This is a genomic window from Falsiroseomonas sp., from assembly GCF_041690465.1.
Taxonomy (GTDB): domain Bacteria; phylum Pseudomonadota; class Alphaproteobacteria; order Acetobacterales; family Acetobacteraceae; genus Falsiroseomonas.
Window position 1 is genome coordinate 194,206 of the sequence record NZ_JAWLHG010000005.1, and the last position, 26,560, is coordinate 220,765.

19 protein-coding genes are annotated in these 26,560 nt (G+C 70.9%); 7 read left to right on the forward strand and 12 right to left on the reverse strand.

Going from position 1 to position 26,560, the window contains the following annotated elements; all coding sequences use genetic code 11:
- Positions 1-135: 135 nt before the first annotated feature.
- Genes ACESM1_RS08305 through ACESM1_RS08315 form a run of 3 tightly spaced genes read left to right on the forward strand, consistent with a single transcriptional unit; the run spans position 136 to position 4,935 of the window.
- On the forward strand, positions 136-1,644 hold the full coding sequence (locus ACESM1_RS08305; protein ID WP_372619239.1) for a hypothetical protein: 1,509 nt from the start codon (positions 136-138) through the stop codon (positions 1,642-1,644).
- Positions 1,641-3,833 (forward strand): BadF/BadG/BcrA/BcrD ATPase family protein, encoded by a 2,193-nt coding sequence (locus ACESM1_RS08310; RefSeq protein ID WP_372619240.1) that lies wholly within the window; start codon positions 1,641-1,643, stop codon positions 3,831-3,833. The genes ACESM1_RS08305 and ACESM1_RS08310 overlap by 4 nt, the downstream gene beginning before the upstream one ends.
- Positions 3,754-4,935 (forward strand): acyl-CoA dehydratase activase-related protein, encoded by a 1,182-nt coding sequence (locus tag ACESM1_RS08315; protein ID WP_372619241.1) that lies wholly within the window; start codon positions 3,754-3,756, stop codon positions 4,933-4,935. The genes ACESM1_RS08310 and ACESM1_RS08315 overlap by 80 nt, the downstream gene beginning before the upstream one ends.
- Here ACESM1_RS08315 and ACESM1_RS08320 read toward each other — a convergent pair whose 3' ends face one another.
- From ACESM1_RS08320 to ACESM1_RS08330, 3 genes are all read right to left on the reverse strand, one after another.
- Positions 4,936-5,661 (reverse strand): DUF1194 domain-containing protein, encoded by a 726-nt coding sequence (locus ACESM1_RS08320; protein ID WP_372619242.1) that lies wholly within the window; start codon positions 5,659-5,661, stop codon positions 4,936-4,938.
- A 155-nt stretch (positions 5,662-5,816) separates the two neighbouring features.
- A complete protein-coding gene (locus ACESM1_RS08325) occupies positions 5,817-8,957 on the reverse strand; it encodes an efflux RND transporter permease subunit (protein WP_372619243.1) in 3,141 nt (1,046 codons plus the stop codon).
- A 14-nt stretch (positions 8,958-8,971) separates the two neighbouring features.
- On the reverse strand, positions 8,972-10,162 hold the full coding sequence (locus tag ACESM1_RS08330) for an efflux RND transporter periplasmic adaptor subunit (RefSeq protein ID WP_372619244.1): 1,191 nt from the start codon (positions 10,160-10,162) through the stop codon (positions 8,972-8,974).
- Positions 10,163-10,374: 212 nt separating this feature from the next.
- Here ACESM1_RS08330 and ACESM1_RS08335 point away from each other — a divergent pair, with 212 nt between their 5' ends.
- On the forward strand, positions 10,375-10,965 hold the full coding sequence (locus ACESM1_RS08335) for a TetR/AcrR family transcriptional regulator (protein ID WP_372619245.1): 591 nt from the start codon (positions 10,375-10,377) through the stop codon (positions 10,963-10,965).
- A 13-nt stretch (positions 10,966-10,978) separates the two neighbouring features.
- On the opposite strand, the gene ACESM1_RS08340 is transcribed toward ACESM1_RS08335, so the two are convergent.
- The 9 genes from ACESM1_RS08340 to ACESM1_RS08380 form a co-directional block, all read right to left on the reverse strand.
- The gene (locus tag ACESM1_RS08340; protein ID WP_372619246.1) at positions 10,979-11,299 is read right to left on the reverse strand and encodes a DUF4387 domain-containing protein; all 321 of its coding nucleotides are present in this window, start codon (positions 11,297-11,299) and stop codon (positions 10,979-10,981) included.
- Between the two features lie 2 nt (positions 11,300-11,301).
- The gene (locus tag ACESM1_RS08345; protein ID WP_372619247.1) at positions 11,302-12,690 is read right to left on the reverse strand and encodes an acyclic terpene utilization AtuA family protein; all 1,389 of its coding nucleotides are present in this window, start codon (positions 12,688-12,690) and stop codon (positions 11,302-11,304) included.
- A 65-nt stretch (positions 12,691-12,755) separates the two neighbouring features.
- Positions 12,756-13,754 carry a sigma-54 interaction domain-containing protein gene (locus ACESM1_RS08350; protein WP_372619248.1) on the reverse strand — a complete coding sequence of 333 codons (999 nt, stop codon included), beginning with the start codon at positions 13,752-13,754 and terminating at the stop codon, positions 12,756-12,758.
- Between the two features lie 29 nt (positions 13,755-13,783).
- A complete protein-coding gene (locus tag ACESM1_RS08355) occupies positions 13,784-14,803 on the reverse strand; it encodes a C45 family autoproteolytic acyltransferase/hydolase (protein ID WP_372619249.1) in 1,020 nt (339 codons plus the stop codon).
- A complete protein-coding gene (locus ACESM1_RS08360) occupies positions 14,800-15,789 on the reverse strand; it encodes an ABC transporter ATP-binding protein (protein WP_372619250.1) in 990 nt (329 codons plus the stop codon). The genes ACESM1_RS08355 and ACESM1_RS08360 overlap by 4 nt, the downstream gene beginning before the upstream one ends.
- A complete protein-coding gene (locus ACESM1_RS08365) occupies positions 15,786-16,754 on the reverse strand; it encodes an ABC transporter ATP-binding protein (RefSeq protein ID WP_372619251.1) in 969 nt (322 codons plus the stop codon). The genes ACESM1_RS08360 and ACESM1_RS08365 overlap by 4 nt, the downstream gene beginning before the upstream one ends.
- On the reverse strand, positions 16,751-17,647 hold the full coding sequence (locus tag ACESM1_RS08370; protein WP_372619252.1) for an ABC transporter permease: 897 nt from the start codon (positions 17,645-17,647) through the stop codon (positions 16,751-16,753). The genes ACESM1_RS08365 and ACESM1_RS08370 overlap by 4 nt, the downstream gene beginning before the upstream one ends.
- Positions 17,644-18,651 carry an ABC transporter permease gene (locus tag ACESM1_RS08375; protein ID WP_372619253.1) on the reverse strand — a complete coding sequence of 336 codons (1,008 nt, stop codon included), beginning with the start codon at positions 18,649-18,651 and terminating at the stop codon, positions 17,644-17,646. The genes ACESM1_RS08370 and ACESM1_RS08375 overlap by 4 nt, the downstream gene beginning before the upstream one ends.
- 136 nt (positions 18,652-18,787) lie before the next feature.
- Positions 18,788-20,347 (reverse strand): ABC transporter substrate-binding protein, encoded by a 1,560-nt coding sequence (locus ACESM1_RS08380; RefSeq protein WP_372619254.1) that lies wholly within the window; start codon positions 20,345-20,347, stop codon positions 18,788-18,790.
- Between the two features lie 252 nt (positions 20,348-20,599).
- Here ACESM1_RS08380 and ACESM1_RS08385 point away from each other — a divergent pair, with 252 nt between their 5' ends.
- From ACESM1_RS08385 to ACESM1_RS08395, 3 genes are all read left to right on the forward strand, one after another.
- Positions 20,600-21,283, forward strand: coding sequence for an OmpA family protein (locus ACESM1_RS08385; RefSeq protein WP_372619255.1), 684 nt, complete (start codon positions 20,600-20,602; stop codon positions 21,281-21,283).
- Positions 21,284-21,469: 186 nt separating this feature from the next.
- Complete coding sequence (locus ACESM1_RS08390) at positions 21,470-23,212, forward strand: ShlB/FhaC/HecB family hemolysin secretion/activation protein (protein WP_372619256.1); 1,743 nt, start codon at positions 21,470-21,472, stop codon at positions 23,210-23,212.
- Positions 23,213-23,220: 8 nt separating this feature from the next.
- A partial coding sequence (locus ACESM1_RS08395; RefSeq protein WP_372619257.1) for a filamentous hemagglutinin N-terminal domain-containing protein occupies positions 23,221-26,560 on the forward strand: 3,340 nt, incomplete at its 3' end.

The following is a 26,560-nucleotide window of genomic DNA, read 5'->3' on the forward strand; positions in this document are numbered from 1 at the left end:
GCCTGGACTGTGGACAACCTTACCCCAATGGCAAGTTCCCTCTTCCATTCGCGTCCGCTGATCCCATAGGCTCGCCGGCATTGTTCAGGGCATGGCTTCGGGCCGCCATGTCCGCGCCGCGGGATGGAGGTCGCGATGAACCATCTGTCGCCCTACCGGGCCTATCGGCCGGCGGGCTTCACGCCAGAGGAGCGCGACAAGGTCGAGATCCTGTTCGGCGGGCTGCATTGGCGGGCCGAGCGCCTGATGCAGGCAGTGTTCGAGAACCTCGGCTACCGTGCCCGCGCACTCCCCACCGCAACGCGCGAGGACCTGCTGGCGGGCCGGGAGCTTGCCGATGTCGGCCAATGCTGCCCGACCAGCTTCACCACCGGCAACCTGACCAACTTCCTGAAGTCCGAGACAGCGCGGCTGGGAGCGGAGGAGACGGCGCGGCGCTACATCTACGTCACCGCGGGATCCTGCGGGTCCTGCCGCTTCGGGCAGTACCACCAGAGCTACGAGCTGGCACTGCGGAACATCGGCATGGACGCGTTCCGGATGTTCCTGATCGCGCAGGACCGGATGGACCAGGGCGCGCTGGAAGGCGGCGGGCTGAAGGTGGACATGCCGCTGACGCTCGGCATGCTCTGGGCCATACTCTGCGGCGATGTGGTGCAGAGCCTTGAATACCAGGTTCGCCCCTATGAGGTGGTGCCCGGTGAGACGAACCGGGTCTCCCGCGAGGCGGTGGAGCAGCTGGCGCAGACCTTCGCCGAACGGCCGAAGCGCGAGGGCAAGTGGGGCCTGCTCGCCTGGCATCTCTCCACGGGGCATTTCGTGAAGGCGCTGCGCGAGGTGCATCGGCGCTTCGGCGCGATCGAGGTGGACCGGCTGCGCGTGAAACCGATGGTGAAGATCACCGGCGAGTTCTACCTTCAAACGGTGGAGGGCGAACCGAACCACAATATCCATCGCTGGCTGGAGAGCGAGGGCGCCGAGGTCTATCCGGCCGCCATCGCCGTCTGGCTGGAATACTGGCTGCGCTTCTACGCCCAGGAGTTCGAGGAGCGGCTCGGCGTGGAGAAAGGCGTTCGTGCGAAGATCGCGATGATCCGGGGCATCGAGCGCGCCTTCAGCTGGAGCTACGGTCGCTTGCGCAGCGCCCTCGGCGACATCCCGCACGAGCTGCCGGACCAGTACGAGCTGAGGCGGCTCGCCGCGCCGTACTTCCACCACCGTCTCTCGGGCGGGGAGGGCGACATGCTGGTGGGCAAGGCGCTCTGGGCGCATCAGCACAGGAAGGCGCACATGATCTGCGAACTCTCGCCCTATGCCTGCATGCCCAACACCATGAGCATCGGCGCGATGGCGGGCGTGATCGGCAAGCACCCCGACCTGCTCTACGCACCGCTCGAGATCAAGGGCGATGCGGAGGTGCACGCCCTCTCGCGCTGCCAGATGATCCTGACCGAGGCGAAGAAGCGGGCACAGCGGGAATACGAGGACGCGCTGGCGCGGACCGGCCTGACCACCGAACGCGCGCGGGAATTGCTCGACAGGCACCCGGAGATGAAGCGCGCGGACTGGCGCCTGCCGCACCATGGCGTGGCGGGCACGGCGGCGAACATGGTGCTGCATCTGGCGAAGGCGCACGCTGCATGAAGCTGGTCGGGATGGATGTCGGCTCCACCACGGTGAAGGCCGTGCTGGTGGAGGATGGCCGCGTGCTCTGGCAGGACTACCAGCGGCACAACACGCGCCAGGCGGAAAAGGTGCTGGACTTCCTCGGACGGATGCAGGCCGAGGCGGGGCTCACGCCGGGCGAGGGGCGCATCTTCTTCACCGGCTCCGGGGCCGGGCTGATCGCGCCGCTGGTCGGCGGCAAGTTCATCCAGGAGGTGGTCGCCGTCGCCGCCGCGGTGGAGAAGCTGCACCCCGACGTGCTCTTCGTCTCCGAGATCGGCGGCGAGGACATGAAGACGATCTTCTTCAAGCCGGCCGGCGACGGGCGCAGCAAGCAGGTCTTCATGCAGTCCGCCTGCTCCGGCGGCACCGGCACCTTCATCGAGAAGACCGCGCGCAAGCTGCAGGTGCCGCCGGAAGCGCTGGCCGCCATACCCTATGACGGGCAGAGCCTGCACAAGATCAGCTCCAAATGCGGCATCTTCGCCGAGACGGATGCGAACACGCTGGTCAAGGGCGGCGTGCCGGTGGAGGAGATCATCGCCAGCCTGTTCGAGGCGGTGGTGTACCAGAACCTGGCGACGCTGACGAAGGGCAACACCCCGCTGCCGGAGGTTCTTCTGCTCGGCGGGCCGAACCTGTTCTTCACCGGGCTGCAGCAGGCCTGGCGCCGGCATCTCGGCAAGCTCTGGCAGCAGCGCGAGGTGGCGCTGCCGGAAGGAAAGACCGTCGAGGCGCTGATCCGCGTGCCGGCGGAGGCGCTGTACTATGCGGCACTCGGCTGCGTGGAGATCGGCGCGAAGGAGCCCGCGGGTGTTGCCGTCTACCTCGGCGCGGACAGGCTGCGCTGGTGGATCGAGATCGGCCAGCACGAACAGAAGGCGAAGGAGGGCGCGCGCGGCCTGGTGGCAGCCGCCGGCGATCTGGAGCGATTCCTCGAAGCCTATGGCGCGCCGCGCAACGCGGAGGCAATGCCGCTGGTGCCGGAAGCCGAGCGCGTGAAGCCCGGCCGTCCCGTGATGATCGGCTGCGACTTCGGCAGCACGACGACCAAGGCGGTGGTGATCTCGCCGGAGCGCGAGATGCTGTTCTCCTGCTATGTGCCCTCGAAGGGCAACCCGATCGAGGATGCGCAGCGCCTGCTGCGCCAGATCCGCGAGGCCGGCTTCACCGAGATCGGTGCGCTGGCGCTGACCGGCTATGGCAAGGACCTGCTGAAGGACATCATCGGCGCCGATGTCGGCGTGGTGGAGACGGTGGCGCATGCCAAGGCGGCGCTGCACTTCTTCCCCGATGCCGATGTGATCTGCGACGTCGGCGGCACCGACGTGAAGGTGATGATCCTGCGGCAGGGCACCGTCTCGGACTTCCGGCTGAACTCGCAATGCTCCTCGGGCAACGGCGCCTTCCTGCAGGGTGTCGCGGATCGCTACAACATCCCGCTCCACGATTATGCCGAGAAGGCGTTCCAGGCGCAGGCGATGCCGACGCTGGCGATGGGCTGCGGCGTCTTCCTGCAATCGGACATCGTCAACCAGCAGCGCAAGGGCTGGTCGGCGGAGGAGATCATGGCCTCGCTGGCCGCCGTATTGCCGCTGAACGTCTGGGTCTATGCCGGGCAGTTGCAGAATCTGCGTGCGGTCGGTCGGAAATTCGTGCTGCAGGGCGGCACGCACCGCAACATGGCGGTGGTGAAGGCGCAGGTGGACTTCATCACGGCGAAGGTCCCGGACGCGGCGGTGTTCATCCATCCTTATTCCGGCGAGGCCGGCGCGATCGGTGCGGCACTCTGTGCGCTGGAGCACTGGCAGGATGGCGCGCCGACGCGCTTCCGCGGCTTCGCGGCGATAGAGGCGCTGGCGCATCGCAGCACGACGAATGCGCACACCGTCTGCAACTGGTGCCCGGTGAACTGCAAGCGCACCTTCATCGATGTGCAGTTGCCGGGCGGCGAGGGCCGCGCCTGGAGCAAGGTGCCGGTCGAGGCCGGGTGGGAGCGCGTGATCAGCGGCAATTCCTGCCCCAAAGGGCTGGTCGAGGATGCGAACGAGATGCGGGCGGTGAAGGCCCGGATGGAGGAGCAGCGGCGTGTTCATCCAAACCTTGGAGAGCTTGTTCGGGAAGAAGCCTTCATCCGCGCCCGGGCCGAGAGCGCCGTCGAAGCTTAGGATCGGCATTCCGCGTACGCTGAACATCTGGTCCACGCACCAGTTCTGGATCGGCTTGTTCGAGGCGCTGGGCGTCGAGCCGCGGCGCATCGTCTTCTCCTCCGACACCAGCGAGGAGCAGGGGCGCGATTTCGGCCGCGGCCGTGGCACCGTCGATTGCTGCTACCCCGTGAAGTGCATGTCAGGCCATTACGGCGAGCTGGTGTTCGGCCAGAAGCGGAAGATCGACGTCCTGTTCTCGCCGATGATCTACTCCGTCCCCTCCTTCCTGCAGGGGCATGTCACGGACAACCTGGCCTGCCCGCGCGTGATGGCCGCGCCCGAAAACATCAAGGCCGGCTTCACGCGCGAAAAGGACGTCTTCGCCGAACAGGGCATCCGCTACCTGGCACCGCTGGTCGCGCTGGCGGATCGGCGCGTGGTGCCGAAGCAGCTGCATCCCGCGCTGGCGGAGATGTTTCCCGGGCTGACGATGGCCGAGATGCAGGCGGCGGTGAAGGCCGGCTACGCCTCGCTGGAGGCATTCAACGTCCGCGCGCGCCGCAAGTCCCGCGCCATCCTGGAGGACTGCGCGCGAGAGGCGAGAGCCTGCCTGCTGGTGCTGGCGCGCCCCTACCACATGGACCCTGGCCTCGGGCACGAGATCGAGGCCGATCTGCAGGCGCACGGCTATCCCGTGCTCTGGTCGCAATACCTGCCGACTGACGACGACCTGATGGAGTGGATGTTCGGCGCCGAGATCCGTGCCGGCCACATCAGGTCGCCCTTCGACATTCACGATGTCTGGCCGACCTCCTACAGCGGCAACACCAACGAGATCCTCTGGGGGGCGAAATTCGCCGCGCGCATGCCTTGGGTCAGCTGCGTCATCCGCCTGACCAGCTATGAATGCGGCATGGATCAGCCGACCTACACGCCGGTGCAGCAGACGGTGGAGCGTTCCGGCACGCTGTTCTTCTCGTTCCAGGATCTTGATTCCACCAAGCCGGCGGGCTCGGTGAAGATCCGCGTCGAAACCATCGCCTACTACCTTGAGCGCATGTCTGCCGATATCGTTGCGCGCAAGAAGGCGGCGATGCCGGAAGGCTGCCCGCTCGGCTGATCAGGCGCGGGAAGCGGGCTCCGGCGTGATGCCCGCGATCTCCATGATCAGCTTGCGGCGCAGCGCGCGCGCGAAGCTTCGGAAATCGCCGGCGGGAATGACGAAGGCGCCGGGGCCGCCGATCACATTCTCCCGGTAGTACTCGTCGAGCGCGGCGGCGCCCGGGATCGGCCGGTCCTTCAGGATCGGAAGGCCGTTGATGGTGATGCCCTCGTTCAGCGCCGCATCGCGCGCCGCCATCGGATCGCGGCCGGAGTTGTTCATGCCGTCGCCGGAGATGTCGAGCACGCGCCGTGTGCCGGTCCACGGTGCCTGCGCAAGCACGCCGCGCGAGAAGTCGATCGCACCTGAGATCGAGGTCCAGCCATGCGCTCGCGGCGGATGCCGCTCCATCGCGCCCACCCAGGCCTCCGCTTCGGCGAGTGAGGAAATACGCGTCCACGGCACCGGCTGCGACTGATAGCTTTCGCCGGACCATTCGACATAGGCGACGCCGACGGCGCCGAGAGGGCCGTTGCGGATGACCTCCATCACCCGCGGATGGGTGAGCGAGGCGTAGTAGCCGTCGCGCTGCAGCCGCGCCTCGTCCTCGTCCACCGAGCGCGAGACATCGGTGGCGAGTACGAGCAGCACGTCCACCGGATCCTCCGCGGCACGTGCCGGGCGCAGCAGCCCCGCCATGGCCACGGCGGAGGCCGCGGCCGCAATGATGCTCCGGCGCCGCATACGCGCCTCCTTGGCTGTTTGCTTCGAAGGACCAAAGCGCGGAGAGGCGGGGGGTTCGTTGCAGCGGTGAGGGCCACGCGCAGGCGTGACTTGACCGCGGACCGGGAAACTGCGTAGGCGGCGCAGCGGCAACCGTTGCCCGGCTGCGCCGGCGTTCAGCCGCGGGCCGCGGCCTCCGCCGGCGCGGGCCGCCGCAGGTGGCGCGTCAGCCAGGCGCCGACATCGTCCATCATCGTGTAGATCACCGGCACCACGACCAGGCTGAGCAGCGTGGAGGTGACGAGGCCGCCGATCACGACCAGCGCCATGGGTGCGCGGAACTCGCTGTCGGCACCCACGCCCGCGGCGATATGCGCCATGCCTGCGGTCATCGCGATGGTCGTCATCACGATCGGCCGCGCCCGCTTGCGAGCGGCCTCGATCAGTGCCGTGCGGCGGTCGAACCCGGCCAGCCGCGCCTCGATCGCGTATTCCACCAGCAGGATCGAGTTCTTCGCAACGATGCCCATCAGCATCAGCACGCCGATCACCGCCGAGATGCCGAGCGCCTTCTGCGCCAGCAGCAGCGCCATCAGCGCGCCGCCGAGCGAGAGCGGCAGCGCCGACATGATGGTCAGCGGCTGCAGCACGCCGCCGAACAGCAGCACCAGCACCAGGTAGACAAGGCCGATGCCCGTGGCGAGCGCGATGGTGAAGCTGCCGAACAGCTCGGCCATGATCTCCGCATCGCCGGTCGAGCGCTCGCGCACACCTTGCGGCAGGTTGCGCATGATCGGCAGTTCCGCCGCCAGCCGCGTCGCCTCGCCGAGGGGCAGGCCGCCGAGCTCCGCCTCCACCGTCGCCTTGCGCACGCGGTCCAGCCGCTCGATCTGCGAGGGGCCGGCGCCGTGGCGGATCTCCGCCACCGCGTCGAGCGGCACCGGCATGCCGTTGCGGCCTTCCACGCGCAGCGCGCGCAGCTCCTCGATCTCGCCGCGGGCCTGCTGGTCGAGCATGACGCGGATCGGGATCTGCCGCCCCGGCAGGTTGAAGCGCGCCAGGTTCTGCGCGACGTCGCCGGTGGTGGCGATGCGCGCGGTGGTCGCGATGGCGGCAGGCGAGACGCCGAGTTCCGCCGCGCGCGCCTCGCGCGGGATGATCAGCAGCTCCGGCCGCGAGAGCGAGGCGGTGGAGCGCGCGCCGGCGAGCTGCGGGATGCCGCGCATCTGCTGCTCCAGCTCCTGCACCGCGCGCGACAGCGCCTCGGCATCCTCCGAAACCAGCGTGACGGAAAGCTTGGCGCCGGACTGTCCGTCGGCACCGAAGCGCACGCGGATGCCGGGGATGCGCTCCAGTTCCGGCCGCAGCAGCGCCTCGACCTGCTGTTGGCGCAGCCTGCGCTCGGCGGCCGGGACCAGCGTGATGGTCAGGTTCGCCATTCGCGGCTCGCCCTCGCGCGTGGTGCTGCCGAGCGCGGGACCCTGGCCGCCGGTGGCGCGCGTGCCGAGCGAGGCGAAGACCGAGGCGACCTCTGGCCGCGCCTTGATGATGCGCGTGGCTTCCTGCACCACCGCCTCGGTCTCGGCGAGCGTCACGCCGGGGGCCAGCTCGATCGCCAGCGAGGAGCGGCCGCGGTCGGCGGCTGGCACGAAATCCTGCGGGATCAGCGGCACCAGCGCGACCGAGGCGGCGAAGAAGGCGCCGGCACCGGACAGCGTGATCCAGCGGTGGCGCATGCACCAGCCGAGCAGGCTGAGATAGCGCCGGCCAATGGCGCCATCGCCGACCTCCTCGGACCGTGCTCCGCCTTTGCGCTGCTTCAGGAAATACGCGCCGAGCAGCGGCGTCAGCAGCCGTGCGACCACCAGCGAGAAGAACACCGCCGCCGCGACGGTCAGGCCGAACTGGCGGAAGAACTGGCCGGGGATGCCGGGCATGAAGGCGACGGGCACGAAGACTGCGAGGATCGTCGCGGTGGTCGCCACCACCGCCAGCCCGATCTCGGCGGAGGCGTCGAGCGCGGCCTTGAACGCGCTGCCATCGGTGCGACCGCGCAGGTGGCGCACGATGTTCTCGATCTCGACGATCGCATCGTCCACCAGCACGCCCACCACCAGCGTCAGGCCGAGCAGCGTGACGTTGTTCAGCGAGAAGCCGAGCCACTTCATCACGAAGAAGGTCGGGATCAGCGAGAGCGGCATCGCCAGCGAGGCGATGGCCGTCGCCCGCCAGTCCCGCAGGAACGCCCAGACCACCAGCACCGCCAGGCCGGCGCCGAACATCAGCGCCTCGATTGCGCCGCGATAGCCGGCGAGGACGAATTCCACCGTGGAGGCAACGCGCCGCAGCTCCACCTCCGGATGTGCGGCTTCCAGCTCCGCGACCTTGGCGGCGACGCCTTCGGCGACCCGCACTTCGGAGGAATCGCGCGTGCGCATCACCTCGAAGGCCACCACCGGGCGGCCGTCGAGCCGCGCGGCGGTGCGGACCTCCGCGGTGGCGTCGCTCACCTCCGCGATGTCGGAAAGCCGCGCTGTGCGGCCGCCGGGCAGCGTGATCGGCCGTTCACGCAGCGCCTCCACCGAAGGCGCGGAGCCGAGCGTGCGGATCGCCTGCTCGCCGGCGCCGAGCGTGCCGCGGCCGCCGGGCAGGTTGACGTTCTGCGCGCGCAGCTGCTCGTTCACCTGCCCGGCGGTGATGCCGAGTGCGAGCAGCCGGTCCGGCCGCAGCGCGACGCGCACCTCCCGCTCCACCCCGCCGATGCGGTTCACCTGCGCAACACCCGGCACCGAGAGCAGCGCCCTGGCCACGGTGTCGTCCACGAACCAGGAGAGCTCCTCCTCGCCCATGCGCGGCGCCTGGACCGTGTAGGTGAGCACCGCGCCGCCGGTGGCCTCCACGCGGGTGACCACCGGGTCGCGGATGCCGGCCGGCAGGTCGGAGCGGATCTGCGCCACCTTGTCGCGCACGTCGTTGGTGGCGCGGTCGATGTTCTTGCCGAGCTCGAACTCCACGACCGTGGTGGAGGCGCCGTCCACCACGGTGGAGGTGATGTGCTTCACGTCTCCCAGGCCGGAGAGCGCATCCTCCACCCGGCGCGTCACCTGCGTCTCCAGCTCCGAGGGGGCAGCGCCGGGCTGGGCGACGGTGACCACCACGGCCGGCAGGTCGATGTCGGGCGTGTTGTTGATGCGCAGCGAGGGGAAGGCGAACAGGCCGGCGAGCGTCAGCAGCGCGAACAGCACCGCGGTCGCGACCGGGTTGTGGATCGCCCAGGCGGAGATGTTGCGATGGTCGGCGGAGGAGCGGGTCTGCATGGCGTGCCCTCCGCTCAGCGGCGATCGGCGATGGCGGGCTCGGCCACGCGCACGCGGTCGCCATCGCGCAGGAAGCCAGCGCCGGAGACCACCACGCGTTCGCCGGCTTCGAGGCCATCGGCAATCTCAACCACGCCGTCGCGGCGCACCCCGGTCTGCACCTGGCGCAGCACGACGCGTTCGTCCTCCACCACCAGCACGGCGGGGCTGCCTTCGCGGAACAGCAGCGCGGATTGCGGCACCGTCAGGCGCGGCGTTGGATCGGGGATGATCTCGGCGCGCGCGAACATTCCGGGGCGCAGCCCCGAATCGGGTGGCAGCGCAACATGCACGGTGCCGAGCCGCGTCTCCGGCGAGACAGTCGGCGCGATGGCGCGCACCTCGGCCTCGATCACGCGCTCGCCGTGGATGACGCGCACCCGCTGGCCGGGGCGCAGGGCGGCGAGCTCCAGCTCCGGCACCCGGGCGTCGAGCTCGACACGGCCGTCGCGGATCAGGCGCATCATCTCCTGGCCGGGCTGCGTGACGGCGCCGGGAAGGGCGGTGCGGCGGGAGACGATGCCGTCGGTCGGCGCCAGGATGCGCGCCTGGGCAAGCCGGGCCACGGCCTCGTCACGGCGGGCGCGGGCGGAGGCGAGCCGCGCCTCGGCCTGGGCCTCGGCGGCCTCGCGCTGCTCCAGCGTCTGGCGCGGCACGCTCTGGGTGCGGGTGAGTTCGACGGCGCGGGCGAGGTCCTGGCGCGCGATGCGCAGCGCGGCCTCGGCCTCGGCAATGGCGGCCTCGGCCTGATCGCGCTGGGCGGTGAGGAGCGCGTCTTCGAGCCGGACCAGCAGCTGGCCTTCACGCACTGCTTCGCCTTCCTGCACCGGCACCTCGGCGACCCGCAGGCCCCCGGCTTCCGCGCCGATCACCAGCTCCTCCCAGGCAACGACGGAGCCATCGCCGGTGATGCGGCGGGCGAGCAGGGCGGGACGGGCCTCGGCCACGGTGACGGTCAGCGCCGGCGGCGGCGCTGCCAGCGGAGCGGCGGTCTGCGCCGGCACCGCCGGGTGCAGCAGGGCCGAGATGTCGTCGCGCAGCAGCAGGCCGCCAGCCCCCAGGGCAACGAGCAACAGCACCGCCAGCAGCCAGCGACGGCGCCGTGGCGCGGGGGGCGGGTCCGGCTCGGGCGCCGGGGCGCCGCGAGGCAGGACGGTGTCGGGCAATGGATGGTCCGGCATCGTTCCAGACTTCAGGCTCTTGCTTATCGACCGTCTGGTCAATACGTGTGGGGCGTATGTGGCCATGTTGACCGATTGGTCAATAGCCCGAAGTGTAACGGAAGCGGGAGAGCGGATTGAGCCAGGGCACGATGCGGGCAGAGGCAGGCGGAGGCGGGGCAGGGCCGTCGCGCCGCAGGCTGTCCGCGTCTGAACGCATGCCGCAGATCCTGGATGCGGCGCTGGAGGAGTTCGGCGAGCGTGGCTATGGCGGTGCCAGCATGGCCGCCACCGCCTCCCGGGCCGGCGTCGCCAAGGGCCTGATCTACCACTATTTCCCGAGCAAGGCGGAGCTGTTCAAGGCGGTCGTCCGCTCCTGCATCCAGCCGGCCTTCGCGGAGTTGGAGCGGTTGGTCGTGGTCTGGCCCGGCCCGCGGGCGGAGCTGCTGCAGCGGATCATCGAGTTCGGCCATACCCGCGTGGGCGAGGAGCCGCGCCAGCAGATGCTGTTCAAGCTGCTGCTGGCCGAGGCCTCGCGCTTCCCCGAACTGGCAGAGTTCTACCGCGCCGAGGTGCTCGCGCGCGGGCTTGGCTTGGTGGGCCAGGTGGTGCGTGCGGGCGTCGCCTCGGGCGAGTTCCGGGCCGACGCGGCCGACGAACCGGGCCTCGCCGCGGTGCTGCTGGCGCCGGCGGCGATGGGAGCGGTGTGGCGGCTGATGATCGGCGAGGACCGCGCGCCGGATCGGCAGGAGATGTGCCGCGCGCATGTCGCGCTGGCGCTCAACGGGCTGCGCAGGCAGCCCGGTTGAGCGGCCACCGGGATTACGGCACCTCCACCTCGAACAGCGGCGCGTATTGCTGCGCACCGAACACGTCGTGCTCGCCGGGGCTGCCGGAGGGCTTCTCGCGCCGGATCGTGAACTTGATGGCGTTGGCGGGTTCGAACACGACGAAATCCGTCACCCGCTCGCGCGGGATGCGGTAGAGCGCGGCGACCTTCTCCGGGCTCAGCACGCCGGAATCGCGGACCTTCTCGAAATTCGCGCGTTCCTTGAAGATCAGGTCGAAGGTGATGTGGTCCACGCCCGCATTCTTGCTGCGGATGGTGCTGGCGAGGTCGCGCAGCGTCGGCATGTTGCGCATTCTCAGGCCGCCTTCTTCGCGCTGCCATCCACGACGGACATCTCGGTGCGGAACAGCTCCGCCGCATCACGCACCGGCATGACGTGGTTCAGCGTCCATTCATAGCCCGGCTTGCCGACCAGGATCTCGTCCGACATCAGTGCTGCCGCGCCGGCAGTGCCCTTCACCTCGGCAAGGCGCGCGTAGAACAGGTTGCGGGCGGCGAGCGCGCAGATCTCCTCGGCGCGCTTCGCATCCTGGCAGACGGTTTCCACAACGATGCCGAGCTCGTGCGGGCGCAGCGGCGGGCTGGGCTCCAGCGCGCCCATCACCCCGTCGCGGCCGTAGACGTGATAATACACCGTCCAGCCCGCGCTTTCCGGCGCGCCGAAGCGCTCCGTGAGCCGCGCGCGGGCCCAGGCCATCGCCTTGTCGATGTTCTCGATCGTGTAGGGATCGCGGATGCCGACGATGGCCAGCCGTCGCTCGCCCACCTTGCCGGCACCTTCCAGCTTCACCATCGGCTGGGCGGAGGGCACGAATCTCGCACCCGTGGCGCGCGCCGTCTTCTCGTCCCACTGCTCGTAGCGGACATCGCTCATGTCCACGTAGCCCGAGGCGACGTATTCGCGGAACGGATCGCGCCGCTCGTACATCGCGTGGGAGGCGAGCGAGGCCGGCGTGCAGCGCTGGCCGGGATGCATCGCGGTGACCTTGATGTCGTCCTCGCTGATGCGGCCGAGGATGCTCTCCTTGCCCATGAAGGGCTCGCAGCAGAAGGAGGCGCATTCCATCAGCTTGCCGGCGTAGTACGCGGTGGCCGGCGACATGCCGGCGTTGAGCAAGGGTGCCGCGAACAACGCGCAGTCGGAGGCACGGCCGGCGATCACCACCTCCGCGCCGGCCTTCAGCGCGGCGGCGATCGGCTCGGCGCCCATCACGGCCACGATCCGGTCGGTGCGGCCGATCAGCGCGGCATCAGCATCCGGCCTTCCGTCGAGGCCCTGCACCACGGTACCGGCGCCCATGCGGCCGATCACCTCCTCGCGCGTCAGCTCGGCGAAAATCGTCGCCATGCGGAACGGTGCGAGGCCGTGCTCGGCGGCGATGTCGCGGACCATCTGCGCGAATTGCCGCACGCCGCGGTCGGTGCCGGTGTCGCTGACCGAACCGATGATCATCGGCACGCCGAGCCGGCGCGCCTCGACCAGCATGATCTCCACGTCGTGGCGCTGCCAGGCCGCCGGGCTTGCCTGGCCATCGGCGCCGAGCGGGTAGGGGCCGATGTCGCAGCTGCCGCTGTCCGCGATGATGAAATCCGGCTTCAGCGCGCATCCCGCGCGGAAGGAAGCGGGTTCGAGGGGCGTGAAGCCCAGATGCCCGGTGGGGCAGAGGATGGTGATCTCGGCCATGTGCTGAAGGCCCCTCCGTCGGGCCGCATCGTTCCCGGCGGGCTTTGCACACCCCGTGCCAGAGCTCAGCCGGTCGGCGCCGCCATGCCCAGCTTCAGCATCTGGTGCCTCAGCGCATGCCGGCTGAGGCGCAGGCGCTGCGCCGCGCGGCCCTGCCGGCCGCCCGCCTCCTTCAGTGCGGCGCCGATCAGGGCGCGCTGGAAGTCCTCCGTGCCGGCGTGGAAGCCGAGATGCAGCGGCAGATGCGCAGCACCTTCGCCACCCATCCCGGGCGCACGCGGCGGTGCGCGGCCCTCCACCTCCCGCAGCAGGCGATCGGGCAGGTGGCGCATCAGCACCTGGTCCTCGCTTTCCAGGATTGCGATGCGCTCGATCAGGTTCTCCAGCTCACGGACATTGCCGGGCCAGGAATAGCGGCGGAAGGCCTGGGCGACGGCCGGTTCCAGGCCGCGGATCACCCGGCCGCAGCGCGCCGCGTGGTGGGCGACGAAGGCCTCGGCCAGCAGCAGCACGTCGTCGCCACGGGCGCGCAGCGGCGGAATGTTCACCGGCACCACCTGCAGCCGCCAATAGAGATCGTCGCGGAACCGCCCGGCCGCGACCTCGGAGAGCAGGATCTTGTTGGTCGCCGCGACGAAGCGGACATCCACGCCGATGGACTTCACCGCGCCCACCCGGCGGAAGCGCTGCGTATCGAGCAGCGTCAGCAGCTTGGCCTGCAGCTGCGGGTCCATTTCGCGGATCTCGTCCAGGAACAGCGTGCCGCCATCGGCGGCCTCGATCAGCCCGGGCTTGGTGACCGTGGCGCCGGTGAAGGCGCCGCGCTCATGCCCGAACAGTTCGCTTTCCATCAGGCTGGCGGGGATGGCGGCGCAGTTCACGTCAACAAAGGCGCGGTTGGCGCGCGCCGAGAGGCGATGGATCATCCGCGCCACCAGCCCCTTGCCGGTGCCGGTCTCGCCATAGATCAGCACCTGGTGCACCGGGCTGGCGGCGATCCGTGCGACCAGGGCGCGCACCGCACGGATGCTGTCGTGCTCGCCGAGCAGATCGGCCTGCGGCATGGCGTGTCCGGCCCCTCCCGGCGCGGAGACTACGCCAAGGCGTGCGTTTCGCGCCATCCGTCCGGTGCGGGCTCGAACCGGCGCCAGGGCGTGCTGCAGGGCGGCCCGAGCGCGAGCTGCGCCGTCCCGTTGCCTGTATCCCAGACCGCGCCGGCCAGGGTGGGGGAGGGGTCGGGCGCATGGCGGCAGAGTGCGGTCGGCGCGTGCAGCGCCAGCACCGCGCGCGGATCGCGCGCCGGATCCGCGGCCAGCGCCGCGCGCAGCGTCTCGAGCCGACCCAAGGAATGCGCCACCGCCGGCAGGTGCTCCGGTGCGGCGGTGTAGTGGTTGGTGTGCGCGACGCACGCGCCCTGCTCGATATCCACGCGGCGGTGGCGCAGCTCCACCGCCGCCGCGGCGCCGCTGCGGTCGGCCAGCACCAGGCTGCCGCCGCCGGCATGCGGCAGGCTGCGGATCAGCGCCAGCGCCTCGGCGACGGTGGTGCAGCGCGCGAGCAGCGCGTTCATCAGGAAGTAGCGCAGGATGCCCGGCCCGTGATCGGCGGTGGCGATCTGCGTATCCGCCAGCGCGAGGCCGTCACTGTTCATCCCCGAGGACCACGCCCCCGGGGCGCCGAGCGAGCCGAGGCAGAGCACGCGCCGCCCGCGCCATGCCGGGTCCTCGTGCAGGAAGATGCGCTGCAGCCCGACATGCTCGGGGCGGAAGTCGCGGTTCTTCGCGACCACGCCATCGCGCGCGAAGGCAGTGCAGCCATCGTCGTCCCTTGGCGTGGCGGCCAGGTCGTTCAGGCAGCCGATGTGCAGGAAGTCGAACACCTCGTCATCGCCGAGGCCGAAGCCGGTGGCGATGCCGCAGATCTCCAGCAGCGCTTCCGGCGCGAGGCGCGCGGTGATGGCGCCCTGCGCCTCCAGGAAGGGCACGTCGCGTCGCGCGGCGGCAAGGCGGGACCGGATCGCATCCCTCACCGCCGGTGCGGCCTCCGGGCATGCGCGCGCCTGGCCGAGGCCGCGTTCGCGCGCATCGCCCCGCAGCACCACCACCGCGCTCATCCGACGCCTCCGTCATGCAGGTGGCAGGCGGCGGCGTGGCCGGTTTCGGCAAGCGCCACGCGCCGCGGGATCTCGGTGCGGCAGCGCGGCCCGGCTTCGGGGCAGCGCGGATGGAACGGGCAACCCGGCGGCGGTGCGAGCGGCGAGGGCAGGTCACCCGCCGCCACGTGCTGGCGCACCGCCGGCGTATCGAGCCGCGGCACGGCCGCGAGCAGCGCCTGGGTGTAGGGATGCGCCGGGCGGCGGATCACCGCATCGCGGGGCCCTTCCTCGACCACGCGGCCGAGATACATGACCGCGATCCGCGCCGCGAGATGCGCCACCACCGCCAGATCGTGCGAGATGAAGAGCATCGCCAGGCCGAGCTCGTCGCGCAGTTCCCGCAGCAGCGCCAGCACCTGCGCCTGCACCGAGACGTCGAGCGCGCTGACCGGCTCGTCGCAGACCACGAAATCGGGGTGCAGGATCAGCGCGCGGGCGATGCCGATGCGCTGGCGCTGACCGCCGGAGAACTGGTGCGGGTATCGGTCCAGATGCGCGCGCGCCAGGCCGACGCGGTCGAGCATCGCGCCGACACGCCGCTCCGCCTCGGCGCCGCGCAGCTTCTCATGCAGCGCCAGCGGCAGGCTGACGATCTCGCGCACCGTCCGGCGTGGGTTCAGCGAGGCGTAGGGGTCCTGAAAGACGATCTGCATCCGCCGGCGCAGCGGCCGCAGTGCGGGCTCCGGCAGATGCGCGATCTCCTGCCCGTCGAAGCGGATGGCGCCGGCGGTGGGCTCGTGCAGCCGCAGCAGCAGCCGGCCGAGGGTGGACTTGCCACAGCCGCTCTCGCCGATCAGGCCGAGGGTCTCGCCGCGGCCGATGGCGAGATCCACGCCCTCCACGGCGCGCACCAGGCGCACCGGCTTGCGCAGCAGCCTCTCGCCCAGGCCATGCGCCAGCGCGTAGTGCTTGGTGACGCCCTGCGCCTGCAGCAGCGGGGTCATGGCGAGACCTCGGCGGCGCGGATGCAGCGCGAGAGGCGTGCGTCGCCCGATGGCGCCAGCGCAACCGGTCGCGCGCAATCGGCGATGGCGAGCGCGCAGCGGTTGCGGAATCGGCAGCCGGCATCCACGGTGGCGAGATCCGGCACCTGGCCGGGGATCGGGTGCAACGGGCGGTCCGGGTCTTCCAGCCGCGGCAAGCTTTCCATCAGGCCGCGCGTGTAGGGGTGGCGCGGGCGCGCGATGACCTCGGCGGTCGGGCCGGTCTCCACCACCTGGCCGGCATACATCACGATCACCCGCGGGCAGCGCTCCGCCACCACGGCGAGGTCGTGGGTGATCATCGCCACCGCGAGCCCCTGCTCTGCGCGCAACTCGTCCAGCAGGTCGAGCACCTGGGCGCGGATCGTCACGTCGAGCGCGGTGGTCGGCTCGTCCGCCACCAGCAGCTTCGGCCGCGCGGCGAGCGAGATGGCGATCATTGCGCGCTGGCGCATGCCGCCCGAGAACTGGTGCGGATAGTCGCGCAGGCGCAGCACGGAATCGGGGATGCCGACGCGCGTGAGCAGCCGCACCGCCTCGGCGATCGGGTCGCCGGGGATGGCGTGGGCGCGCAGCGTCTCGGTGATCTGCGTGCCGATGGTCAGCGAGGGGTTCAGGGCCGAGAGCGCATCCTGCATCGCCAGCGCCACCATGCGCCCGCGCAGCGCGCGCAACTCGCCGGCCGGCAGGCGGCGCAGGTCGCGGCCGTCGAAAATGATCTCGCCGGCTTCCACGCGGCCCGGCGGGCGGACCAGGCCGAGCACGGAGAGGAAGGTGACCGACTTGCCGCTGCCACTCTCGCCGACCACGCCGAGCGCCTCCCCGGCGGCGATGTCGAAATCCACGCCGTCGACGGCGGCCAGCGGGCCGCGGCGCGTCGGGAACACCGTCCGCAGTCCCCGAACCGAAAGCAGCGGCGCGTTCATGAGCTCTGGTGCAGCCTGGGGTCGAAGGCGTCGCGCAGGCCCTGGCTCGCCAGGTTGATCGCCAACACCAGCGCCAGGATGCAGAGGCCCGGCAGCGTCGAGACCCACCAGGCATCCACCAGGAAGTCGCGCCCATCCGCCACCATGGATCCCCAGCTCGGCGTCGGCGGCTGCACGCCGAGGCCGAGGAAGGAGAGCGAGGCCTCCATGATGATCACATACGCCATGCGGAAGGTGGCGACGACGAGAACGGGCGAGAGCACGTTGGGCAGGATCTCGCGCATCATGATGTGCCGCGGCGAACAGCCGAGCGCGCGCGCGGCTTCCACATACTCCTGCTCGCGCGCGGCCAGCGTCTCGCCGCGCACCACCCGGCAGGTGAAGACCCACTCCTTCAGCACCAGCGCGAGGATGATGTTGTGCAGCCCCGGCCCCATCATTGCCATCAGCCCGATGGCGAAGACCAGGTACGGGAAGCCGAGCAGCGTATCCACTAGGCGCGAGACGAGGGTGTCCACCCAGCCGCGCAGATAGCCCGCGGCGAGGCCCGCCAAGGTGCCGATCACCGCGGCGATCCCCACCACCAGCGCCGCGACCGAAAGCGAGACGCGTGCGCCGTGGATGAGGCGGGCGAGGATGTCGCGCCCGAGCCCGTCGCAGCCGAGCCAGAAGCCCGGCTCGGTGTTCGCGTCCGCCCAGGCCGGGGCGCAGAGGCGGCGAAACAGATCGGCCTCGGTAGGGTCCTGCGGCGCGATCCAGGGGGCGAAGAGTGCCAGCAGCGCGAACAGCACCACCATGGCGGAGGCCAGGACCGCCGTGCGGTTGCCCGCGAGCCGCCGCAGTGCAAGCTGCGTGGGCGAGAGGGGCGGCGCTTCGAGAACGGCGCCGCTCACAGCCGCACCTTCGGATTGAGCGCCGCGTAGAGCAGGTCGGCGATGAAGTTCAGCAGAACATAGGTGACGGCGTAGAGCAGCACCGCGGCCTGCACCAGCGGGTAGTTCCGCGCGAAGATGCTCTCCACGACGAGGCGCCCGAGTCCGGGCCAGCCGAACACCGTCTCCACGATCATGTTGCCGCCAAGCAGTGAGCCGGTCTCGATCGCCAGCACCGTCACTGCCGGGATCAGCGCGTTCTTCAGTGCATGCAGGAACAGCACGCGCCGGCGCGACAGGCCTTTCGCCTCGGCGAACAGCACGTAGTCCGTTGCCAGCACCTCCGCCATCGCGCTGCGGATGACGCGCGCCAGCAGCGCCGCCGTGGGCAGGCCGAGCGTGATCGCGGGCAGGGCGAGATGCGACAGCGCCTTGAGGAAGGCGTCCGGTCGGCCCGCCGCCAGCGTGTCCAGCAGCAGGAAGCCGGTGAGCTGCGGCACCTCCGCATCGAAGGGGATGCGCCCGCCCACCGGGAAAACCCCGAGATGCACGGCGAAGAGCAGGATCAGCAGGATCCCGAACCAGAAGCCCGGCAGCGAGACGCCGAACAGCGAGATGGCCGAGAGCGCCCGGTCCAGCCAGCTGTCCCGCTTCACCGCCGCCGCCACGCCGAGCGGCACCGCGACCAGCACGGCGACCAGCAGCGCGACCAGCGTGAGCTCGATGGTCGCCGGCAGGCGTTCCGCGATCACCTCGAAGACCGGCCGACGATGGAAGAAGGAGGTTCCGAAGTCACCGGTCAGCGCATTGCCCAGAAACACCAGGAAGCGCTCGGCGACCGACCGGTCGAGGCCTAGGTCGCGGCGCAGCGAGGCCGCCTGCTCCTCGGTGGCCCGCTGGTCGGCGAGCATGATCTCGACCGGATCGCCCGGCGTCAGCGTCATCATCAGGAAGACGATGATGCTGACGCCCAGCAGCACGACCGGGAGCTGGACGAGCCTCTCGAGGATCCTCGAAAGGCTCATGCTTTCCTTGCGAAGTGCTGACGCACTTCGCCCTCAGGCGCCGGCGCTTCGCTTGGCTCGCCGCACTCGCGGCGGGCCGCATTCGCGGCCTCGGCCGGCTGCGTCGGCCGCAGGTCAGGACTTAGCGAGGCGGGTATCACCCGGCGATCCGCACCCGGTGCAGGTTGATGCGGCTGTCGGCCTGCGGCTTCCAGCCCTCGATGCGGCGCGAGACGCCATAGATGTCCTGCGGCAGCCACAGGAAGATCCAGGGCGCCTGCTCGCTGACGATCTGCTGCGCGCGCAGGTAGCCCTGGCGCCGCTTCTCCTGGTCCGTCTCGGTCTCGGCGGCATCCAGCAGGCGGTCCACCTCGGCGTTGGAGAAGCCGGCGCTGTTGCCGCGGCCGCCAGTCTTCAGCGTCGGGAGCATGATGTCCGAGGGATCGAGCGCGCCGTTGCCCCAGGAGGTGAGATACATGTCGCGCTCCCGCCGGCGCTCGGCGTTCTGCCACATCGGGCTGAGCACCGCGCCTTCCCACACCTGCGCACGCACGCGCAGGCCGGTGCGGGAGAGCAGGGCGGCAATGGCCTCGGCGATCTCGCGCGTCGCGCCCGTGGTGTCGATCACCATCTCGGTGCCCGGTGCCACGCCGGCCTCGGCCAGCAGCGCCTTGGCGCGGTCGAGGTCGTAGGCATATTCGGGCAGGTCCGGGTTGAAGCCGAAGGCGTCCGGGCTCATCACGCCGCGGAGCGGCGTCGCGGTATTGCCGAGGATGCGCGAGATGATCGCGCCCTTGTCGAGCGCATGGTTCAGCGCGCGGCGTACCCGCACATCGTCGAACGGCTTCTTGGCCAGGTTCAGCGAGACGAAGAAGGTGCGCGTGCCGTTCACCTTCATCACCTGCGCGTTGCGGCTGGCCTCCACCTGGCGGATCGCCGAGGGGGGCAGTTCGTTGATGATGTCCACCTCGCCGGCCAGCAGCGCGGCGACGCGCGAGGAATTCTCCGAGATGACGCGGAAGATCACGCGGTCCACCTGCGCGGGGCCGGCCGGCGGGATCTCCGGCGAACCGCCATAGTACTCGGCGAAGCGCTCCATGATGATGGCCTCGCCGCGGCGCCAATCCACCAGCTTGAACGGGCCGGCGCCATCGGGGCGGGTCTGCATGCCGTCCTGGCCGACTCGCTCGACATGGCGGCGGTTCACCACCTCCTGGAAGGGCAGCATGGCCTGCATCAGCGCCCAGGGCGCGTTGAGGTGGAGGCGCACCGTGCGCGGATCGACCACGGTGGTATCCTCGAGGGGGCCGAGCAGGCTCTTGCGCGGGCTGGTCTGGCCGCCCATCGCATTCGTCTTCACCAGGCGGTCGAGGGTGAACTTGATGTCCTCGGCGGTCAGCGCGTCGCCGGAGTGGAACCTGATGCCGTCGCGGATGCGGATCTCGTAGGTCTTCGCATCCACCGCGCGGAAGCTCTCCGCGATCTCGTTCCGGATGCGCATCTCGGCATCGCGCGTCAGCAGACCGTCGTGGAGGTTGCGGATGATGGTCTGCGTCTCGCGGTTGCGGTGGTTCGCGGGGTCGAGGGTCAGCGCATCCTGTGTGAAGCCCACGCGCACCTCGCGCGCGGCGCGCTGGGCGGCGGCCGGGCGTAGCTGCGTGAGGACGAAGGGCGTTGCGAGTGCGCCAAGCAGGGCGCTGCGGCGTGTCGTGCTCATGCGTCTCACCGTCCCATTTCGTGAAGCCGGATGGTGGGCTAGCAAGCCCCGTGCCGGGAACAACAAAGCTGGAGGTGGGAGGCGCCTGCCCGCCGGCGTTGTCGCTGCCCCGGGTCGCTTGCGTGAAATTCGCGCGTGGGCGCGCAATCCGCGCTGTTGCACTGGCGCGTCCGGCTGCCCCAGGCCCGAGTCGCTTGAGGTTTTGGCACCGAACTGTTAGTTGAATGGTGCTCGGACATAGGGATACCGGTCATGAAGTCTGTGTTGCTCGGTGCGGCCTTCGCTCTGCCCATCGTGCTCGCCGCCGGACCTGGCGTCGCGCAGACCGATCCCGCCGCACGTGCGCTGATCCAGCAGCTGCTGCCGCGCACCTCGGTGGACACCACGCGCGGCATCCGCCCGGTCGGTCCCGCCGCCGGCGGCGCCACCGCGCCGGCCCCGGTCGCCGCGCCCGCCGCCGCGCCGCCGCCCGTTATCACCGCCCCACCGCCTTCCGTGGCCGCGCCGGCGCCAAGCACCCCGCGTACCGCCGCCGCCGCCCCGCGCGCGCCCGAGCCGCCGCGCGCCACCACCGCGCCTGTCGGTGTCGCGGCAGCAAGCATCACCGTCACCTTCCCGTCGGGCTCCGCCGAACTGACGCCGGAGGCCATGGCAGCGCTGCGCCCGCTCGGCGAGGCGCTGGCCTCTAGCGACCTCGCCGCCTTCCGCTTCCGCATCGAGGGCCACACCGACAGCGTCGGTCCGCGTGACGCCAACCAGAGCCTGTCGGAACGCCGCGCCGCGGCGGTGCGCGATCACCTGGTGCAGCGCTACGCCGTGGATCCGCGCCGCATCGAGACGGTCGGCCGCGGCGAGGGCGACCTGCTCGTTCCCACCGGCGACGAGGTGGCGGAGCGACGGAACCGCCGCGTGCAGGTCGTCAATCTCGGCGGCTGAAGCCGGCGACGCTGCGCCCGCCAACCGCACCCTGGGTTGGCGGAGCCCCGTCGCGTATACCGCTCGCCGAGCGAACTGGCGCTGGTCAAAACCCTAACGCCGTCTTAATATCTCGCCAGTTGCGTTGCTGTCCCGCGAGCCAACCAGCGCGCGGGGGCGCGCGGTCATAAGGGGCGGCGGGACCATATGCGGCTTCATCCTTCGCTGGTCGCGCTGCTTGCCGTGCCTGGGCTTGCCCTCGCCCAGGTCGCGCCTCCCCCGCTGACGCCGGGCCGCGTGCAGCAATTGGCTCCCGCCGAGGCGCCGGGCCTGGCGCCGGCATTGCGCCCGGCTATCCCGGATGCCGCCCGCGGCCCTGGCGAGCAGATGCGCGTGCGGATCGTCGCCGTGCGGCTCAGCGGCAACGCCGCGGTGCCGGATTCCGAGCTGATGCCGGTTCTCCAGCCGCTGGTCGGGCAGGAGGTGCCGCTCGCTGCCATCGAGGATGCGCGCATCCGCCTGATCTCCGCCTATGGCCGCGCGGGCTATCCCTTCGTCACCGCCTCCGCCGGGTTGTCGCCGGAAGGCGAGGGCGCGGCGCTGACCATGTCCATCGTCGAGGGGCACATTGCCTCGGTGAAGCTCGATGGCGACATCGGCCCGGCCGGGACCCAGGTGCTGCGCTTCCTGGAGCCGCTCGTCGGCGACGGGGCCATCACCACCGCGCGGCTGGAGCGCGCGCTGCTGCTGGCCGGCGACATCCCCGGCGTGACGCTGCGCAGCGTGGTCCGCCCGCTGCAGGGCGGCGAGGCCGGCGCGCTGGAACTTGTCGCGCAGCTGCAGCGCCAGGCCTTCAGCGGCTACCTGGCCGTGGACAACCGTGGCTACCGGCTCACCGGCCCGGTGCAGGCGATCCTCTCTTACGGTGCCAATTCGCACACCTCCCTCGGCGAGCGGATCGAGGCGACGATATTCCAGACCCAGGATTGGGAGCAGAGCTTCGGGCAGGTCGCGGGCGAGGCCTTCCTCGGCGGTTCCGGTCTCCGGCTGCGCGGCTATGCCGGCGCCGGGGTCACCAACCCGGGCGGCGTGCTGGCGGCGATCGGCTACCAGGGCCACACCACGGTGGCGGGGCTGGCGCTGCAGTACCCGATCATCCGCAGCCGTCCGCTCAACCTCTTTACCAACCTGCAGTTCGATTATCTGGACAGCGAGGTCGAGGTCGGCACGCCCGGCACGCGCCAGAGCTTGGACCAAGTGCGCACGCTGCGCTTCGGCTTCGAGGGCAACGCGCTCGACACCTTCTTCCCCTTCGCGCCAGCGCCAGCCATCAACAGCGCTGCCATCCGGATCCATCGCGGCCTGTCCTGGTTCAACGCGACCGGCTCGACCGACCTGCCTGGCCCGGCGCGGGTGCAGAGCGACTTCGACTTCGTCAAATGGAGCGGCGAATTCAGCCGCACCCAGCCGCTCTGGGTGCCGGCCGAGGGGCTGATGCTCAGCGTGTTCGGCCAGGTCGCCGGCCAGGTGAGCGACGACATCCTGCCGCTGTCGGAGAAGTTCCTGTTCGGCGGCAACCGGCTCGGCCGCGGCTTCTATGCCGGGCAGGTGACCGGCGACAGCGCGCTCGGCGCCACCATCGAGTTGCAGCTCGATGTGCGCCCGCCGCCCTTTCAGATCCCGGGCTTCGGCACCGATCTGGTGGAGGTGCAGCCCTCGGCGCAGTTCTACCTGTTCCGCGACTTCGGCCGCAGCTGGGAGAACCTGGAGACCGACGTCAACGTGACGCTGGAATCCTGGGGCGGCGGCGTGCGGCTGTTCCTGACCGAGAATGTCCAGCTCGATGTCGAGGCGGTGCGCCGGCTGACGCGCCGCGTCGATGCGGGCGGCGGCAGCGTGCCTCCGCTGGACGAGACTGCCGGCTTCTTCCGTCTGCTCACCAGGTTCTGAGGCGCACGATGACCGCACGGCCCCATCGCTCCGCCCGTTCCGCCGCCGTGCGGAACCGCGGCCTCCTGCCCGGTGCCGCCGCGCCCTCGGTGGCCGCGATCCGGCACGGGCTGCTCGCCACCACCGCACTGCTGCCGGTGGCGCTGCTGGCAGCGCCAGCCATGGCGCAGGCCCCGAGCGCCGCGCCGAGCGGTGGGCTGGTGAGCGCGGGCAGTGCGGCCATCAGCCAGTCGGCGACGACGACGCGCATCGACCAGACCTCCACGCGCGCCGCGATCGACTGGCAGCGCTTCGATGTCGGCCGCAATCACACGGTGCAGTTCAACCAGCCCAACGCGCAGTCCTGGACGCTGAACCGCGTCAACACGCCCGACCCCTCGATGATCGCCGGGCGCATCCAGGCAAATGGCGGGGTGGCGATTGTCAACCAGTCCGGCGTGGTCTTCGCGCCCGGTGCACAGGTGAATGTCGGCAGCCTCATTGTCAGCGCCGCCGGCATCACCAACCAGAACTTCATGGCCGGCCGGATGATGTTCGACCAGCCGGCGCGGCCCGGCGCGCGGGTCGAGAACCACGGCAACATCACCGTCGCCGAGCGCGGCCTCGCCTCCCTCGTCGCGCCGGGCGTCGCCAACAGCGGGTTGATCCGCGCGCGGCTCGGCCGCGTTGCGCTGGCCGGTGCGGAGACCTTCACGCTCGACCTCGCCGGCGACGGGCTGGTTTCGCTCGACGTCACGCAGTCGGTGCGCCGGGCGCCGGAGGGCGCGGTGGCGCTGGTGACCAACAGCGGCACGATCGAGGCGGCCGGCGGTTCCGTGCTGCTGACCGCCGATGCGGCGCGCGGCGTGGTGGACACCATGCTGCGCAACACCGGGCGGATCAGCGCCGATGGCGACGCGACGGCGGCGGCGGGCAGCGTGGTGCTGCGCGGCGGCGCGGGCGGCGATGTGCGGGTGGACGCCGGCACCATCAGCGCAACCGGCACCGCGCCCGGCGCGCGCGGCGGCAGCGTGCAGGTCGGCAGTGCGGGTGGCGCGGTGAGCGTGGCGCGCGAGGCGCGGCTCGATGCCTCGGGCGCAGGCGGTGGCGGCGCAATACGGATCGGCGGCGCGACGACGGGGCGTGCGACGGTGGCCGGCGAGGTTGCGGCGCGCGGCACCGGCGCGCGGGTTCGCGGTGGTCTCGTGACAGTGCAGGCCAAGGAGAGCGTGCTGGTCGCCGCGGGCGCCAAGCTCGACGCTTCCGGCACAGGCGGCGGCGGCACGGTGCTGACGGGCACCACCGGTATCGGCCGCGAGCAGACCATGGCCGCGACCACCACGGTGGAAGCCGGCGCCGAGCTGCGCGCCGATGCGACCGATGCCGGTGATGGCGGCGTGATCGTGGTGAACAGCACGGAACGCACCGAGGTCCGCGGCAGCCTCGCAGCGCGCGGCGGCCCGCAGGGGGGTGACGGCGGCTTCATCGAATTGTCAGGGCTGAGCGGCCTGACGCTGGCCGCCGAGGTGCTGCTGGATGCTCCGGCTGGCCGCGGTGGCACGGTGCTGATCGACCCCGACACCATCAACCTGGACGATGACGGCGACGCCAACGAGCCGCCGGTCGCCGGCACGCCCGGCCGCACCGCCGGCGCGATCCTGTTCGCGGATGGTGGCGGCGGCACCATCGACGTGGATGTGGATGCCATCAACAGCTTCACCGCCGGCGTGAACGTGCTGCTGCAGGCCAACAACACCATCAACGTCAAGGCCGAGGTCAATCGCAGCACCGCGGGCTCGGTCTTCCTGGAGACCAAGAACACCGGCACGATCAACGTCGATGCCGACATGCGGGCGCAGAACGGCTCGCTCGGCTTTCGGACCGGCACGCTGGCGCTCGACAACGTCACGCTGAACGCCAGCACCGACATCTCGGTCTCCGCCGATACGCTGAGCACCAGGAACGGCGTCACGCTGAACGCACCGACCCTCTCGCTGCGCGCCGACACCTTCACCCTGAAGAACTCGAACGTCTTCAGCGGCAGCACGCTGGTGGAGATCGGGCCGCGCAGCGTCGGCACGGCGGCCAGCGCCTTTGTGCCGGGCAACGGCATCACCATCACCACCGCGCTGCTCCGCCTCGGCCGGACAACGGCGGGAAATCGCACCTGGGGCTCGCCGGACGACACGGAAGTGACGGCGGATGACCTGGTGCTGACCAGCAGCATCACGCGCGCCGGCACCAACCTGGAGCTGTTCGCCACCGATCTGGTGCAGCTGCAGTCGGCCGTGAACATCGGCAGCGGCCAGCTCGCGCTGCGCACCACCGCGGCCGCCGGCCAGGTGGTGCAGGACGCCGCCGCCAGCATCACCGCATCCCGGCTCAGCGGCCAGTCCGGCACCGGCGGGTTCAATGTTGCCGACACGGCGAACGCGCTCGGCAGCCTGGGCGACATCGCCAGCACGGGCAATGTGACGGTCCGCAGCACCGGCAATCTCAGCATCGTCGGCGCCGTCAGCGGCGGCAGCGCGGGCGTGGTGCGGATCAGCGCCGCCGGCGCGCTCGGGGTGTCTGCGACCGGCTCGGTCTCGGCCGGCGATCTCGGCGGCACCGACCCCGCACCGGTGGCCGGCACGGGCCGCGTGCACCTGTGGGGCAGCTCGGTCACGCTGGCAGGCGCGGTGACCGGCGGCGAGGCGGTGACGCTGGCGGCCTCCAGCGATCCGGACAGCTTCGTGGCGGGCGGTGCCGTCACCCAGTCGGGCGTGGGCTCGATCCGCGCGGGCGAACTGGCCGTGCTCTCGGGCGGCGACGTCACCCTCGGGCTCACCACCAACCGCATCCTGTCCGTCGGCAGCGAGAGCTTCGGCGCCGGCACCACCGCCATCCGGTCCGACCGCGCCATGACGGTGACGGCCACGCCGACCTCCGTGCCGCATCCGGACGGCAGCGGTCCCACCACGCCCACGGCCGGCATCACCGCGCAGGGCGATGTCCGTCTGGCGGCGCCGGCGCTCACCATCGATGCGGCGCTGGTGGCCAGTGGCGACGCGACCAGCGGCGTCACGCTGGTCGCCGATGCGCTGACCTTCGGCGCGCCGGGGCTGATCCAGCCCGGCGCCGCGCTCACGCCGGGCACCGTGACCATCGCGCGCTTCACCGATGGCGTCATCGACCTCGGCGGCGCCGGCGCTGTCGCCGGCGCGCTGGAGATCACCAGCACGGAGCTGAACGCCATCGCTTTCGCCGGGCGCCTCAGGATCGGCGGCGGCTTCAGCGGGCTGACCTTGCCGCCAAGCGGCGCCGGCGGGTCCTCGGTCCAGGTCACGGCGCCGCTCGACCTGACCGCGCTCAGCATCGGCACGCTCG

What these genes read in the sequence shown, in the direction of transcription:
- ACESM1_RS08340 (WP_372619246.1), bottom strand. Translation starts at nt 11,299, where the DNA reads ATGCGCAACATGCCGACGCTGCGCGACCTCGCCAGCACCATCCGCAGC.
- ACESM1_RS08345 (WP_372619247.1), bottom strand. Translation starts at nt 12,690, where the DNA reads ATGGCCGAGATCACCATCCTCTGCCCCACCGGGCATCTGGGCTTCACG.
- ACESM1_RS08355 (WP_372619249.1), bottom strand. Translation starts at nt 14,803, where the DNA reads ATGAGCGCGGTGGTGGTGCTGCGGGGCGATGCGCGCGAACGCGGCCTC.
- ACESM1_RS08375 (WP_372619253.1), bottom strand. Translation starts at nt 18,651, where the DNA reads ATGAGCCTTTCGAGGATCCTCGAGAGGCTCGTCCAGCTCCCGGTCGTG.
- ACESM1_RS08310 (WP_372619240.1), top strand. Translation starts at nt 1,641, where the DNA reads ATGAAGCTGGTCGGGATGGATGTCGGCTCCACCACGGTGAAGGCCGTG.
- ACESM1_RS08350 (WP_372619248.1), bottom strand. Translation starts at nt 13,754, where the DNA reads ATGCCGCAGGCCGATCTGCTCGGCGAGCACGACAGCATCCGTGCGGTG.
- ACESM1_RS08335 (WP_372619245.1), top strand. Translation starts at nt 10,375, where the DNA reads ATGCCGCAGATCCTGGATGCGGCGCTGGAGGAGTTCGGCGAGCGTGGC.
- ACESM1_RS08390 (WP_372619256.1), top strand. Translation starts at nt 21,470, where the DNA reads ATGCGGCTTCATCCTTCGCTGGTCGCGCTGCTTGCCGTGCCTGGGCTT.
- ACESM1_RS08320 (WP_372619242.1), bottom strand. Translation starts at nt 5,661, where the DNA reads ATGCGGCGCCGGAGCATCATTGCGGCCGCGGCCTCCGCCGTGGCCATG.
- ACESM1_RS08325 (WP_372619243.1), bottom strand. Translation starts at nt 8,957, where the DNA reads ATGCAGACCCGCTCCTCCGCCGACCATCGCAACATCTCCGCCTGGGCG.
- ACESM1_RS08360 (WP_372619250.1), bottom strand. Translation starts at nt 15,789, where the DNA reads ATGACCCCGCTGCTGCAGGCGCAGGGCGTCACCAAGCACTACGCGCTG.
- ACESM1_RS08385 (WP_372619255.1), top strand. Translation starts at nt 20,600, where the DNA reads ATGAAGTCTGTGTTGCTCGGTGCGGCCTTCGCTCTGCCCATCGTGCTC.
- ACESM1_RS08380 (WP_372619254.1), bottom strand. Translation starts at nt 20,347, where the DNA reads ATGAGCACGACACGCCGCAGCGCCCTGCTTGGCGCACTCGCAACGCCC.
- ACESM1_RS08365 (WP_372619251.1), bottom strand. Translation starts at nt 16,754, where the DNA reads ATGAACGCGCCGCTGCTTTCGGTTCGGGGACTGCGGACGGTGTTCCCG.
- ACESM1_RS08305 (WP_372619239.1), top strand. Translation starts at nt 136, where the DNA reads ATGAACCATCTGTCGCCCTACCGGGCCTATCGGCCGGCGGGCTTCACG.